Genomic DNA, 13120 nt, shown 5'->3' with positions numbered 1-13120 from the left:
CCTGCGAACCGCCATCCGATTCCGGTCGGCCGTCCCGCAGCTCCTACAGCCTGGGGTCCACGGGCTCCGACTCCAGGGCCAGCACCGCGAAGACCGCCTCGTGGATCCGCCACAGCGGCTCACCGTCGGCCAGCCGGTCGAGGGCCTCAAGACCGAGGGCGTACTCCCGCAGGGCCAGCGACCGCTTGTGGCCGAGGAACCGGGAGCGCAGCCGCTCCAGATTCTCCGGCCGCGTGTACTCGGGGCCGTAGATGATCCGTAGGTACTCCCGGCCGCGCACCTTGATGCCCGGCTGGACGAGCCTGCCCTTCTCGTCCCGGACGAGCGCGCCGAGCGGCTTGACGACCATGCCCTCGCCCCCGCGGCCGGTCATCTCCAGCCACCAGTCGACGCCGGAGCGGACCGAGGCCTCGTCACCCGTGTCGACGACGAGGCGCCGGGTGACCTGGAGCAGACCGGTCGGGTCGTGCTCGACAAGGCGGTCCAGCCACGCCAGCTGTTCGTCGTGCGGTACGGAGGCGAGCGAGCGGCCCTGCACCGCGAGGATCTGGAACGGCGCGAGCCGGACGCCGTCGAGCCCTTCGGTGCTCCAGCAGTAACGGCGGTACGCCTCCGTGAACGCGGCGGAGTCCTCGGCGCGCTCCCGCTGGCGGCCGGCCAGGGCGCCGACGTCCACACCGCGGGCGGCCGCCGCGGCCAGGGCCTCCTCAGCCACGGGCAGGACGGCGCCTGCGGCCGCGCCCACCGCCGCGTACTGCGAGCGCAGCAGCCCGGCGGCCTTGAGGGACCAGGGCATCAGCTCGGCGTCGAGCACCACCCAGTCGGTGTTCCACTCCTCCCAGAGTCCGGCGGCGGTGACGGCGGCGCGGAGCCGGCCGAGGACGACCTCGGTGAGTGCGGTGTCGTCCAGGAACGGCCGCCCGGTGCGGGTGTGCAGGGCGCCGGTGGGACCGTCGGCCCCGAACCGCTCGCGCGCGGCGCCGGCGTCGCGGCAGACCAGCGCCACGGCGCGCGAGCCCATGTGCTTCTCCTCGCAGACGACCTTGGTGACGCCGTCCGCGCGGTACTGCGCGAAGGCCTCGGCCGGATGCTCCAGGAAGCCCTCCTCGCGGGACGTCGCGGTCGGGGCCATGGTCGGCGGAAGGTAGGTCAGCAGCCTGGGGTCGACGGCGAAGCGGCTCATGACCTCGAGTGCCGCCGCCGCGTTCTCCTCACGCACCGCGACGCGGCCCATGTGCCGGGTCTCCACGATGCGGCGACCCTGGACATCGGCGAGGTCGAGCGGCCTGCCCTCCCGGCCCCCGGGGGCCTCGGTGGTCAGCGGCTTCACCGGCTCGTACCAGACGCGCTCGGCCGGTACGTCGACGATCTCGCGCTCCGGCCAGCGCAGTGCGGTCATCTTCCCGCCGAAGACCGCCCCGGTGTCCAGGCAGAGGGTGTTGTTCACCCAGGAGGCGGTGGGCACGGGCGTGTGGCCGTAGACCACCGCGGCACTGCCCCGGTAGTCCTCGGCCCAGGGGTAGCGCACGGGCAGGCCGAACTCGTCGGTCTCGCCGGTCGTGTCGCCGTACAGCGCGTGCGAGCGGACCCGGCCTGAGGTGCGCCCGTGGTACTTCTCGGGCAGCCCCGCGTGGCAGACGACCAGCTTGCCCCCGTCCAGGACGTAGTGGCTGACGAGTCCGTCGATGAACTCCGCGACCTGCCGGCGGAACTCGGGGTGCTCGGCGTCCTCCCGCTCCAGCTGCTCGACCGTCTCGGCGAGACCGTGGCTGCGCTGGACCTTTCGCCCCTTCAGGTAACGCCCGAGCTTGTTCTCGTGGTTGCCCGGCACGCACAGTGCGTCCCCCGACGCCACCATGGACATGACGCGGCGCAGCACACCCGGGCTGTCCGGGCCCCGGTCGACGAGGTCGCCCACGAACACGGCGGTACGCCCCTCGGGGTGCGTGCCGTCCTTGTAACCCAGCTTGCCGAGGAGGGTGTCCAGCTCGGAGCTGCAGCCGTGGATGTCGCCGATGATGTCGAAGGGCCCGGTGAGGTGCCGGAGGTCGTTGTAGCGGCGCTCCAGGACGACTTCGGCGGTGTCGGCCTCCTCCTCGGTGCGCAGGACGTGCACCTTGCGGAAGCCTTCGCGCTCCAGACCGCGCAGCGACCGGCGCAGCTCACGGCGGTGGCGCTGCACGACATGGCGGGGCATGGAGGCACGGTCGGGCCGGCCGGCGTTGCGCGCCTGGCAGAGCTCCTCCGGCAGGTCGAGCACGACGGCGATGGGCAGCACGTCGTACTGCCGGGCCAGCTGGACGAGCTGTTTGCGGCTCTCCGGCTGCACGTTGGTCGCGTCGACGACGGTGAGCCGGCCGGCGGCGAGACGCTTGCCCGCGATGTAGTGGAGCACGTCGAAGGCGTCACGGCTGGCGCTCTGGTCGTTCTCGTCGTCGGCGACGAGGCCCCGGCAGAAGTCGGAGGAGACGATCTCGGTCGGCTTGAAGTGCTTGCGGGCGAAGGTGGACTTGCCCGATCCGCTGGCGCCGATGAGGACGACGAGGGACAGGTCGGTCACCGGCAGCGTGCGAGAGGTACTGGTCATGCGGCCTTCGCCTCCTTCGTCGTCTCCTGGGCCGTGGTCATCGTGAACACGGCCATCTGTGTGGGAGGCCCCACCTCGGGGTCCTCCGGCCCCACGGGGACGAACGTCACCGTGTAGCCGTGGCGCCCGGCCACCTGGCCGGCCCAGTCCCGGAATTCCTCCCTGGTCCACTCGAAGCGGTGGTCGCCGTGGCGTACGTGCCCGGCGGGAAGCGTCTCCCAGCGGACGTTGTACTCGACGTTGGGCGTCGTCACCAGCACGGTCCGCGGCCGGGCGGAGCCGAACACCGCGTACTCCAGGGCGGGGAGCCGCGGGAGGTCGAGATGCTCGATCACCTCGCTCAGCACGGCGGCGTCGTACCCCTTCAGCTGCTTGTCGGTGTAGGTGAGCGCCCCCTGGCGGAGGGTGATCCGTCCGGCCTGCCGCTCGCCCATGCGGTCCAGCTTCAGCCGGCGTGCGGCGACGGTCAGGGCGCGCATCGACACGTCGACCCCGACGATCTCCGTGAAGCGCACGTCCTTGAGCAGCGCCTGCACCAACTGGCCCTGGCCGCAGCCGAGGTCGAGCACTCGGGTCGCCCCTGCCGCACGGAGCGCCTCCAGGACCGCCGCGCGGCGCTGCTCCGCGAGCGGCACCGGCTTCTCCTCCGTGTCGGTCGTCTCGTCCACCGCGTTGTCGACGCTCTCCACCTCGAGGTCGTCCGACTCCGCCAGCCGCACCAGCTCCAGCCGCTCCATCGCCTGCCGGGTGAGCCCCCAGCGACGGGAGAGATAGCGACTGGTGATCAGCTTCTGCTCGGGGTGGCCTGCCAGCCAGCCCTCGCCCGCCCTGAGCAGCTTGTCCACCTCGTCGGGCGCCACCCAGTAGTGCTTGGCGTCGTCGAGCACGGGCAGCAGCACGTACAGCTGGCGCAGAGCGTCCGCGAGCCTCAGCTCCCCCTCCAGTACCAGCCGTACGTAGCGGGAGTCGCCCCACTCCGGGAACTGCTCGTCCAGCGGTACGGCCGCGGCCTCCACCCGTGTCCAGCCGAGCGGCGCGAAGAGCTTGTCCACCAGCTCCGCACCACCGCGTGCGGGCAGCGCGGGCACCTCGATCCGCAACGGCATCGGCTGCTCGGCCCGGTCGGGCATCGCCCGGCACGCCCCGTTCAGCGCGGACTTGAACACCGTCGTCATCGCGACCGAGAGCAGCGAAGACGCCGCGTACGGCCGGTCGTTGACGTACTGCGCGAGCGCCGCGTCGGGGGCTCCGCCCCGGCCCTTGCCCTTGCCGCGCCTCACCAGCGCCACCGGATCCACTTCGAGCAGCAGGGCGGCGGTACAGCGCTCCGCGGACGCCTCGGGGTAGAAGACGTGCGCGGTCCCGTGCGAGGTGGAGAACGTCTGCGCCTTGTCGGGATGCTTGTGCAGCAGGTATCCGAGATCGGTGGCGGGACGCTCAGGGGTGCCGGTCGTGCTGATAGTCAGGAACACGCGTCCGAGTATGGTCCGGCGACCGGCCTCCCACCAGGGATTTTCACACTCCCGACGCCTCCAGTCGCTCAGCCAGCGCCGCGATCCCGGACGGGCCGACCCGGCAGCAGCCGCCGACCAGCCGCGCGCCCGCCCGCCGCCAGTCCCGCACCCTGCCCGGTTCGAACGTTCCCCTCCCCGTCCAGGCCCGGCCGTCGGCGTCCCACTCCTCCCCACTGTTCGGGTAGACGACCACCGGCTTTCCGGTGGCCGCTGCCGCGGCCTCCACCGCACGGTCCGCGTCGGCGGGTTCGCAGCAGTTGACCCCGACGGCCACCACCTGGTCGACGCCGGCGGCGAGCGCGAACGCCTCCGCCAGAGGCTGCCCGGCCCTGGTCCGGTCCCCCGCCACGCTGTACGAGAGCCAGACCGGCACCCCGAGCCCCTCGACCGCCCGCAGCAGGGCCTCGGCCTCGTCGATGTCCGGCACCGTCTCCAGAGCCATCACATCGGGCCCCGCTTCGGCCAGCGTCTCCGCCCGGGGCCGGTGGAAGCGCTCCAGCTCCCGGACGGTGAGTCCGTACCGGCCGCGGTACTCGCTGCCGTCCGCGAGCATCGCCCCGTACGGCCCGACCGAGGCGGCGACCCAGAGTTCGCGCCCCGTCGCCGAGCCCGCCCGGCGCGCCGACTCCACGCTGCCTGCCATCAGCTCCGCCGCGCGGCCCCGCCCGATCCCACGCCGCGCGAACCCCTCGAAGGTCGCCTGGTAGCTGGCCGTGATCAGCACCTGCGCACCCGCCCGGGCGTAGGCGGCGTGGGCGGCCTCGATCTGCTGGGGCGCGTCGCTCAGCAGCCGGGCGGACCAGAGGGCGTCGGACAGATCGCAGCCCTGCGCCTCCAGCTGGTTGGAGAGGCCCCCGTCCAGCAGAACCGTCCCCTCGGCGAGCGCGTCGCCGAGCGTACGGCCGGGCGGGGCCCCCGGCGTCCGGGCGGAATGCACGGCTGCTCCTCACTGTCGGGCGGTTCCTGCCGGTCCCACGGCCACACGGTCCCGGCCTGCCGCGGGCCGGGTCCCTCCTGTCAGCCCAGCTGCGACTGGACCTGCGACGAGATCAGCTCAAGGTGTTCCAGGTCGTGCAGGTCCAGAACCTGGAGGTAGATCCGCGACGAGCCGATGGCGGCGTACCGCCCGATCTTGTCGACGACCTCGGCGGGTGAGCCCGCCAGCCCGTTCGCCTTGATCTCCTCGACCTCGCGTCCGATGACGGACGCGCGCCGCGCCACCTCCGCGTCGTTCTTCCCGACGCACACCACCAGGGCGTTGGAGTACACCAGGTCGTCGGGGGCCCGCCCGGCCGTCACGGCCGCGTCCCTGACCCGGCCGAACTGCTTCGCGCTGTCCTCGATCGACGCGAAGGGGATGTTGAACTCGTCCGCGTACCGCGCGGCCAGCCGCGGCGTACGGACCGCGCCGTGGCCCCCGATCAGGACCGGCACCTTCGTCTGCGCGGGCTTCGGCAGGGCCGGCGAGTCGGTGAGCTGGTAGTACGTCCCGTCGTAGCTGAACGTCTTACCGGTCTCGGTCTCCCACAGCCCCGTGATGATCGCCAGCTGCTCCTCGAGCCGGCCGAACTTCTCCTTCGGGAACGGGATGCCGTACGCCTTGTGCTCCTCCTCGAACCAGCCGGCGCCCAGGCCCAGCTCGACCCGGCCGCCGGACATCTGGTCGACCTGGGCGACCTGGATGGCCAGCACGCCGGGCAGACGGAACGTGCCCGCGGTCATCAGCGTGCCGAGGCGGATCCTCTTGGTCTCGCGAGCCAGTCCGGCCAAGGTGATCCATGCGTCGGTCGGGCCGGGCAGCCCGTCCCCGGAGCCCATGTGCAGATAGTGGTCCGATCGGTAGAAGGCGTCGAAGCCGAGGTCCTCGGTGGCCTTGGCGACGGTGAGCAGGGTGTCGTAGCTCGCCCCTTGCTGGGGCTCGGTGAAGATTCGAAGATCCATGCCTCCATCCTGCACCTTCGAAACGGCTGCGCCCCCTCTCTTGGACTCTTCCCCCGTGCCGGGCGGCCGGTGTGCCCCCGGCCGCCCGGCTCACGGCTGGCCGGCGACGAAGCCGGCCGGTCCGTGTATCACCCCGTGGGGGCCGTCGCGCTCCCGGTCCAACTCCTGTTCGTGCTCACGCTCGCGCTCCTGCTCGGCAAGCCGTCTCAGCATCCCGTGGACCCGGTCCACCGACTCGTCGACCGCGTCTATCGCCTCGATGCACTGCCAGTAGAGCCCTTCCTCCTCCGTGCCGCAGGCGACACCCACCAGCGCGATGCCCGCCTCCCCGAGGAGCAGCGCGAGAGCGGCCAACACCCTGGGCACGTGGTCCACTTCGGTGAGCTGGGACGCCCGCACACCTCCGGGCGGGACCAGAGGATGGTCGAGCACGGCGCTCCCCAGGGCGCAGGTCTCGCTGAGCTCGCGCGCCTCCGTCCGTAACTCCGCCGGTCCGCACCTCGCCAGCCGGCCGCCGACCGCCCGGGCGAGTGCCTGGGCCTGCCATGCCTCCGCCATGACGGCCGGCACCCCCCGGCTCCCCGCCAGCGCGCTCCGGCCCGCCTCGATCAGTCGCTCCGCTTCCATGCCACTCCCCCGTCCCCGACACCGCCGCTACAAGAACCCGCTCACTTCTTCATTACCCACAGTGAGGGCCATGGCACACGAAAGCCAGAGGAAATCGGAAATCTGTGGACAGGAAGTCGATTGTGAATAAAACGATCACTCCGAAGAGTGACGACCAGTCATCTCCGTGCCGTCCTGGCCCCGCTCGACGCCTTCCGGTGGAACCGTCTCGACACCCGCCGTCGCCACCGGAAAGCGTTCCTCGTTCCGGTCGATCTTGGCCGCCAGCGCCGCCAGCACGTCGATCCCCAGGACCTCGCAGAACTGCAGCAGATACGCCAGGACGTCCGCGACCTCGTCCCTGACCCGGAACGCCGCTCCGGGGTCCTCCATCACCCTCGCCGACTGCTCCGGTGTCAGCCACTGGAAGATCTCCAGGAGTTCCGAAGCCTCCACGCTCAGCGCGACGCTGAGGTTCTTGGGGGTGTGGTACGGCTCCCAGGCCCGGGCCGCCGCGAAGTCGGCCAGTCGGCGCTGCAGTTGCGCTACATCCAGTTCGCTCACGGTGTCAGGTCTACCACTGTCGCGCCGGCCGTCTCCCGGGCGGCAGCGGCGGTAGCCTCACCGACCGTCCCCAGCAGACGCATGTGTCCGTTCGCGCAGATCGACGCGGCCAACGCCAGCAGCTCCCCGGTCTGCCGCGTGTCCAGGCTCCGGTCGAGTCCGTCGGCCAGCACGGTGAGGGCCTGCATGGCCGACGGCACCTCCGCCGCCGGGTCCACCACCAGGACATGAGGGCCCGTCAGCAGTACGAGCGCGAAGGCGAGATACCGGAGTTCGCCGTCGCCGAGGCGCCCGACAGGCGTGCTCCGGCCCGGCCCCCGCCCCGTCAGGGCCTGCACGGTGCCGCCCTCCAGTCGCTCGGTGGTCAGTGCCGTCACCGGCCCCGCGCACCCGGCGTCCGCACCGGCGACCAGCCGGGCGTGCCGCTGGGCGCACTGGCTGTGGGTGCGGTGCAGTACCTCGGCGAGGTTGTCGCAGGACGAGGTCAGCCGCCCTTCCGCGACCGGCACCGCCGCACGCATCCGCCCCGGCTGAGGGTCGCAGACGAAGGCCGACCGCAGGGCCACCACCACCTGCTCGGCGGCGGCCAGCACCCTGAGCTGCCCGTCCGTGGTTCCCGCGACCCGCAACGGCAGCAGTGCCGTGCCGAGCCGGTCGTCGGGGAAGGGAGCGCGCGTCACCGGCACCGCCCCCGCCGTGTACCAGGCCGCCTGGACCGACGAACGCCGGGGATCCCGCAGCGCCGTGCTCAGCAGCGTCTCGCCGCCGTCGGTCAGCCGCTCGCCGACGATGCGGAGCGTGGGCTCGGCCTGCACGGCGAGATCCAGTCTCACCGGGCCGGCCGGGCCCTCCACCGTGCAGCCGAGTCTGAATCCGCGCCGCCCCTGCCCGTCGGCCCCGGCCCCTTCGGGCACCCAGGCCACCGGGTCGGGGAACACGTCCTCCAGCGGATCACCGGCGGCCAGCCGCGCGAGCGCCTCGTAACCGCGCAGGGCGGTCGACTTGCCGCTTCCGCTGCGTCCGGTGAGCAGCGTGAGCGGTCCGAGCGGGATGACGGTGCGGCGGTGCGACGCGAAGGCGTCGAGGCGGAGTTCGCTGACGAAGGGGCGGGCGGGTCGGCCCGCGCCGGACGGCGCGGAGGCCGCCCTCCCCGTGGAGATCACAACAGTCATGAGCGGACCGTACGCACGCCCGTGAGCGGCGAACCGTTCCGCCCGCACGACCTTCCTACGATTGAGGTACGCCCGCCGCGGTGACCCCCTCGACCTCCATGCCGACGGGTGCGAGCAGGAAGACGTTGCGGTCCACCCGGTGCATCCCGCTGCCGAGCCCGAAGACCACACCGCTGCTGAAGTCCAGGATCCGCTTGGCCACATCGTTCTCGGCGCCGGTCAGGTCCAGCAGGACCGGGATCTGGGCGACCAGGTACTCGGCCACCTCGCGCGCGTCCGCGAACACCTGGACGCGCAGGACGACCATGCGTCGCTGCTCGGCCGACTCCTGCTGGTCCGGGACCGTCCGGTGGTCGACCCGGGAGGGCCATTCGTTGCGGCCCCTCAGGGGTACGACCTGGGCGAGCCCTTCCCACTGTTCGTCGGTGGCGTCGTACCTGTCGTACCTGTCGTACCTGCTCACAGAACCACCCCGTCCGTATGCCGGTTGGCTGTGCGCCGGCTGCGCTCGCTGTTCATCGGGCAATTCTCTCGTCCCTCACCCGTTCGGCGTACCACCGACACGGGTCGGAACGTGATCGGCGGCCTCCGGGGCGCCCCCGCCGTCCGGTTCGGCAAGCGTGTCGAGCGGTGTGAAACGGACCGGGAGGTGGGCCAGGGCGCGGTGGAAGGGGCCCGGTCGCCAGACCAGCGCGCCGGGTTCGACGGCGAGTTCCAGGTCACAGAGCTGGCTGGTGAGCTGTTCGATCGCGGTCATCGCCATCAGCAGGGCGGGCTGCTTGGCGGGGCAGCGGTGCGGACCCGCCGACCACGCCAGGTGGGCACCGTCGCCGGAACGCACCGCGGGATCCTGGACGGTCGGCGGCGACTGGGTGTTGGCGGCGGCGAAGGAGACCAGCACCAACTGACCGGCGCGCAGCGGGACCCCGTGGAACTCGGTGTCGTGGCGCGGGAAGTGCGCACCCATGTTGGCCAGCGGCGGATCGCGCCAGAGCACGTCGTCGACCGCCTCGTGCGCGGTCATCGCGCCGCCGTGCAGGGAGCCGCCGTAACGGGTGTCGCTGAGCATGCGCAGCAGCGCGTTGCCGATGAGATTGGTCGTGGGGTCGTGGCCCGCGCTCATGATGAGCGTGATCTGACGCACGGCCTCGTCGTCGTCGAGACCGGCCGGGTGCGCCAGCAGGTACGAGGTGAGATCGCGGCCCGGCCTGCGCCGCCGTGCGGAGACGAGAGCGGTGACGACGCCGACGAGTTCGTCGTACGCCGCTGTCGCGTCCCCCGTGGAGTCCATCATTCCCGCCGTGCCGCGGACCACCCGTTCGGTGTCGTGGGGAGCCACGCCGAAGGAGGCGGTGAAGACGTGCAGGGGCAGCCCGCGGGCGTACTGGGCGATGAGGTCACCGGTGCCGGTGGCCGAGAAACCGGCGATGAGCCGCTGTGCGACCCGGGCGACCTCCGCGCGCAGCAGGTGGGGTTCGATCAGGGCGAGGGTGTCGTTGATCGCGTCGCGGTAACGGGTGTGGACGGCACCGTCGGTGAAGGCCGCGGTGGGCCGGTGACCGAGCACGGGCAGGACCGGCGAGTCGGCCGGCACGCCCGCCTGCCAGGCGCGCGGGTCCTTGGTGAAGGTCTCCGTGTCCCGCAGCAGGTCGACCGCCGCGTGGTAGTCGGTGACCAGCAGCGCGTCGACGTCCGGGGCGATGCGCACCCTGGCCAGCGGCCCCTGGTCGCGCAGCATGCGGTAGTGGCCGTGCGGATCGGCGGCGAAGCCGGCGCCGTACAGCGCGAGGGGCTCGTTGAGCGAGGGGGCGGTTCCGGGTGAAGTGCCGGTCGTGGGAGGGGTCATGACGCTTCCCGGGGCGCGGGCAGGCAGGTCAGCGCGTGCTCGGCGAGGGCGATCAGGGCGTCGATGCCGCCCCCGCGTTCACGCGCGTCGCACTGCACCAGCGGGGTGCGGGGATCGAGGTCGAGGTGCTTGCGCAGGACCTCGTCCGCGTGGGCGGGGGCATCGGGGAAGCGGTTCACGGCGACGGCGTACGGGAGTCCCTGCTCCTCCACCATGTCCATGACGGCGAAGGAGTCCTCCAGCCGCCGGGTGTCGACCATGACGAGGGCGCCGAGCGCACCGCGCGCGATGTCCTCCCACAGGGGGAGGAAGCGATCCTGGCCCGGCGTGCCGAACATGTACAGCACCAGATCGTCCTGAACGGTCAGCCGGCCGAAGTCCACGGCGACCGTGGTCGTGGTCTTCTCCGGCAGCCCGGCGGTGTCGTCGAGTCCCGTACTGGACTGCGTCATCGCCTCTTCCGTGTGCAGGGTCGGGATCTCCGACAGGGTACGGATCAGGGTCGTCTTGCCCACGCCGAAGGGACCCGTGACGACGAGCTTCATCAGGGTCTCGGCGGCACTCGGCAGGTAGCCGATGCCGCCCCGGTCAGTGGAGGGAACGGAGTCCAACGAGCAGCCTCTCGACGAGCGACCGGTCGATCTCACCGGCACTGGGGATCGGTGGTCGAGCGTGCAGAAGTCCCGCGGCCACGAGATCCGTGGCCAGGAAGACGGTGGCGCTGACCGGCAGGTCCAGATGGGCGGCGCACTCGACGACGGTGAGGGCTCCCGGCTCGAGGAGCTCGCACAGCCTGCGCTGCTCGGAACCGGTGTCCACCGGCAGGGCCGAGTCCGTACGGATGAGCACGGCGAGCCGGTCGAGCGCGGGGCCGGTGGGCGTGGAGCGGCCACCGGTGACCAGGTAAGGGGGAATCAGCCGGCGGCCTGGGCCGGGGGTCATGGCCGGGTGGCGGTGTCCGGTTGGCGGGTGGGGGCGTGCATGGCCCTGGTCAGCGCGGTGACCTGCACCTGCATCTGGTAGGCGATGTTCCCCAGGTGTGCGTCGGGGGCCGCGAACAGGGCCAGGGTGGTGTTCTTGCCGGCCGGTACGACGACGGCGAAGCCCAGGTCGGACTCCACGACCGTCTGGGCCAGTCGCGGCGACTCGGCCTCGGTGAACGCGGTGGTGAAGGCACGGGCGGCCGCGTGCAGGGTGGCCGTCATCGCGGCGACGCGCTCGGCGGACGCACGGTCCAGGCCGGACGACGCGCCCTCGACGAGCCCGTCGCCGGTGGCGACCACGGCATGCTGCACACCGGGCAGCTCCAGCAGGGGGGTCAGCACCCAGGCGAGATCACCGGCGGTGGGGGTGGTGCTCACGTCTCGTCGTCTCCTTGGTCGTCCGATGGGGATGCTGAGGGTGCCGGGGCCGGGGGCCCGGGCGCCTTCCTGCCGCTGAGGGTGCCCTCCTGGAGGGCGGCCCACGCCGCTCCGGCCTGCTCGGGCGTACGGAGCACGGGCTCTTCGGCCGGCTGCTGCCGGGCCGTCGGCGCCTCCGGGGCCGCCGTCCGGCGGGATCTGCGCCGCCGGGTGGGCAGGACTGCCGGGCGCGCGGCTTCCCCTGCGGCGGGGGCGGGCACGGACGCGGCGGGCTCGACGGAGGCGGCCGGCGCGGGTTCGGACTCGCCAGGCGCGGCAGGAGCGACTGGGGCGGCCGGGGCGGGTTGGGACCCGGGGGGCGCGACAGGAGCGACGGGGGCGGGTTCGGACTCGGCGGGTGCTACAGGAGCGACGGGGGCCGCGGGCCTGGGCGAGAGGCTCTCCGTGGCGCCCTCGGCGCGCGCGTGCACCGGCTTCGGCGCGAGCACGGACAGGGTGCGGTCGTCGTCGATCACGGTGAGCAGATGCGCCGGAATGCGCAGCATCGCGCGCATCCCGCCGTACGGCGACGACTCGATGTGGCAGCTGAAGCCGTAGCGCGCGACGAGCCGCCCCACCACGGCGAAGCCGGTCTGCGGCGGGTCCCCCAGCTCGGTGAGCAGCACCTCGGCGGGGCCCGACAGCAGTGCGCGGGCCCGTTTCAGCGCGTCGTCGTCCATGCCGATACCGGCGTCGTCGACCAGGATCAGAGCCCCGCGCCCGGCGGTCTGCTGGACCGTCACCGGCACCTCGGTGTCCGGGTGCGAGTACGCCGTGGCGTTGGCCAGCAGTTCGGCGAGCGCGATCGCGAGGGGTTCGGCGGCCCGGGCGGCCAGCGCGAGCCGCTCCTGGCGCAGATGGTTGGCGACCTTGATCCGCTCGTACCCCGCCACCCGGGACTGGGCGCCGAGCACGACCTCGACGAGCGAGGAGTTCTGCCGGGCGAGTCCGGGCCAGGCGTCGCAGAGCACGGCCGTGGCCTGGGTGCGGCGAAGCGCCAGTTCGTTACGGAAGTCGAGCTGGAGGATCCGCGGGTCGTCGTACTCGTGCTGGAGCTCGTCCAGCAGGTGCTGCGACTGGTTGAGCAGCGACTGGATCTTGGCGGAGGTACCGCGCATGGCCGAGCGCGCTGCCGCGTCGACGCGGCGGCGTTCCTCCAGGACAGCGGTGCGCGCGGCCTGTACGGCCTCGGTCAGCAGACGCGCGGAGTCACCGTCGATTCCGGCGGCCTCCCGCAGCCCGGGGACGGGCGCGGAGCGGTGGGAGAGTGCGGTGGCCGCGGCGGGTATCCGGTTCCGGGCCAGCTGGCGGATCTCCTCGGTGAGGGCAAGGGTCCGGGCGTCGGCCGCCTTGGCCTGCCGTTCGGTGAGCTCCGCGCGGGCCGAGGCGCCGTACGCGTCCAGCCTGGCGTGGTGCATGCGTACGGCCGACCAGACCGCCACCACGACGGCGATGAGGGCCACGATCCATGCCGGCACGGCGTCACCACG

At 72.5% G+C, this 13120-nt stretch carries 13 protein-coding genes; all 13 read right to left on the bottom strand.

Features of this window, described 5'->3' with window-relative positions; genetic code table 11:
- Positions 1 to 43 precede the first annotated feature (43 nt).
- Positions 44 to 2587: a polynucleotide kinase-phosphatase gene (locus tag ACIP63_RS26130; protein ID WP_401520052.1), complete on the bottom strand. Its 2544-nt coding sequence runs from the start codon at positions 2585 to 2587 to the stop codon at positions 44 to 46.
- Complete coding sequence (locus ACIP63_RS26125) at positions 2584 to 4059, bottom strand: 3' terminal RNA ribose 2'-O-methyltransferase Hen1 (RefSeq protein ID WP_401520049.1); 1476 nt, start codon at positions 4057 to 4059, stop codon at positions 2584 to 2586. The genes ACIP63_RS26130 and ACIP63_RS26125 overlap by 4 nt, the downstream gene beginning before the upstream one ends.
- 43 nt (positions 4060 to 4102) lie before the next feature.
- Positions 4103 to 5038, bottom strand: a complete 936-nt coding sequence (mmuM, locus tag ACIP63_RS26120; protein ID WP_401520046.1) for a homocysteine S-methyltransferase — start codon at positions 5036 to 5038, stop codon at positions 4103 to 4105.
- Between the two features lie 80 nt (positions 5039 to 5118).
- Positions 5119 to 6042: an LLM class F420-dependent oxidoreductase gene (locus ACIP63_RS26115; RefSeq protein WP_401520044.1), complete on the bottom strand. Its 924-nt coding sequence runs from the start codon at positions 6040 to 6042 to the stop codon at positions 5119 to 5121.
- Positions 6043 to 6132: 90 nt separating this feature from the next.
- Positions 6133 to 6669: a DUF6099 family protein gene (locus ACIP63_RS26110; protein ID WP_401520041.1), complete on the bottom strand. Its 537-nt coding sequence runs from the start codon at positions 6667 to 6669 to the stop codon at positions 6133 to 6135.
- A 135-nt stretch (positions 6670 to 6804) separates the two neighbouring features.
- Positions 6805 to 7212 (bottom strand): nucleotide pyrophosphohydrolase, encoded by a 408-nt coding sequence (locus ACIP63_RS26105; protein WP_401520040.1) that lies wholly within the window; start codon positions 7210 to 7212, stop codon positions 6805 to 6807.
- Positions 7209 to 8432, bottom strand: a complete 1224-nt coding sequence (locus ACIP63_RS26100) for an ATP-binding protein (RefSeq protein ID WP_401520037.1) — start codon at positions 8430 to 8432, stop codon at positions 7209 to 7211. The genes ACIP63_RS26105 and ACIP63_RS26100 overlap by 4 nt, the downstream gene beginning before the upstream one ends.
- A 7-nt stretch (positions 8433 to 8439) precedes the next feature.
- A complete protein-coding gene (locus ACIP63_RS26095) occupies positions 8440 to 8847 on the bottom strand; it encodes a cell division protein SepF (protein WP_401520035.1) in 408 nt (135 codons plus the stop codon).
- Positions 8848 to 8922: 75 nt separating this feature from the next.
- Positions 8923 to 10230 carry a cytochrome P450 gene (locus tag ACIP63_RS26090; protein ID WP_401520033.1) on the bottom strand — a complete coding sequence of 436 codons (1308 nt, stop codon included), beginning with the start codon at positions 10228 to 10230 and terminating at the stop codon, positions 8923 to 8925.
- A complete protein-coding gene (locus ACIP63_RS26085) occupies positions 10227 to 10841 on the bottom strand; it encodes a GTP-binding protein (protein ID WP_401520030.1) in 615 nt (204 codons plus the stop codon). Before ACIP63_RS26085 ends, ACIP63_RS26090 begins: the two co-directional genes overlap by 4 nt.
- The gene (locus tag ACIP63_RS26080) at positions 10819 to 11172 is read right to left on the bottom strand and encodes a DUF742 domain-containing protein (RefSeq protein ID WP_401520028.1); all 354 of its coding nucleotides are present in this window, start codon (positions 11170 to 11172) and stop codon (positions 10819 to 10821) included. The genes ACIP63_RS26085 and ACIP63_RS26080 overlap by 23 nt, the downstream gene beginning before the upstream one ends.
- Entirely contained in the window at positions 11169 to 11591 is a 423-nt protein-coding gene (locus ACIP63_RS26075) for a roadblock/LC7 domain-containing protein (RefSeq protein WP_401520025.1), read from the bottom strand. The genes ACIP63_RS26080 and ACIP63_RS26075 overlap by 4 nt, the downstream gene beginning before the upstream one ends.
- Positions 11588 to 13108 (bottom strand): ATP-binding protein, encoded by a 1521-nt coding sequence (locus ACIP63_RS26070; protein WP_401520022.1) that lies wholly within the window; start codon positions 13106 to 13108, stop codon positions 11588 to 11590. The genes ACIP63_RS26075 and ACIP63_RS26070 overlap by 4 nt, the downstream gene beginning before the upstream one ends.
- Between the last annotated feature and the right edge of the window lie 12 nt (positions 13109 to 13120).

This window comes from Streptomyces sp. NPDC088746, assembly GCF_044751065.1.
GTDB lineage: Bacteria > Actinomycetota > Actinomycetes > Streptomycetales > Streptomycetaceae > Streptomyces.
The sequence above is the reverse complement of the archived record's forward strand: the minus strand, read 5'-3'. Positions and strand labels throughout refer to the sequence as shown.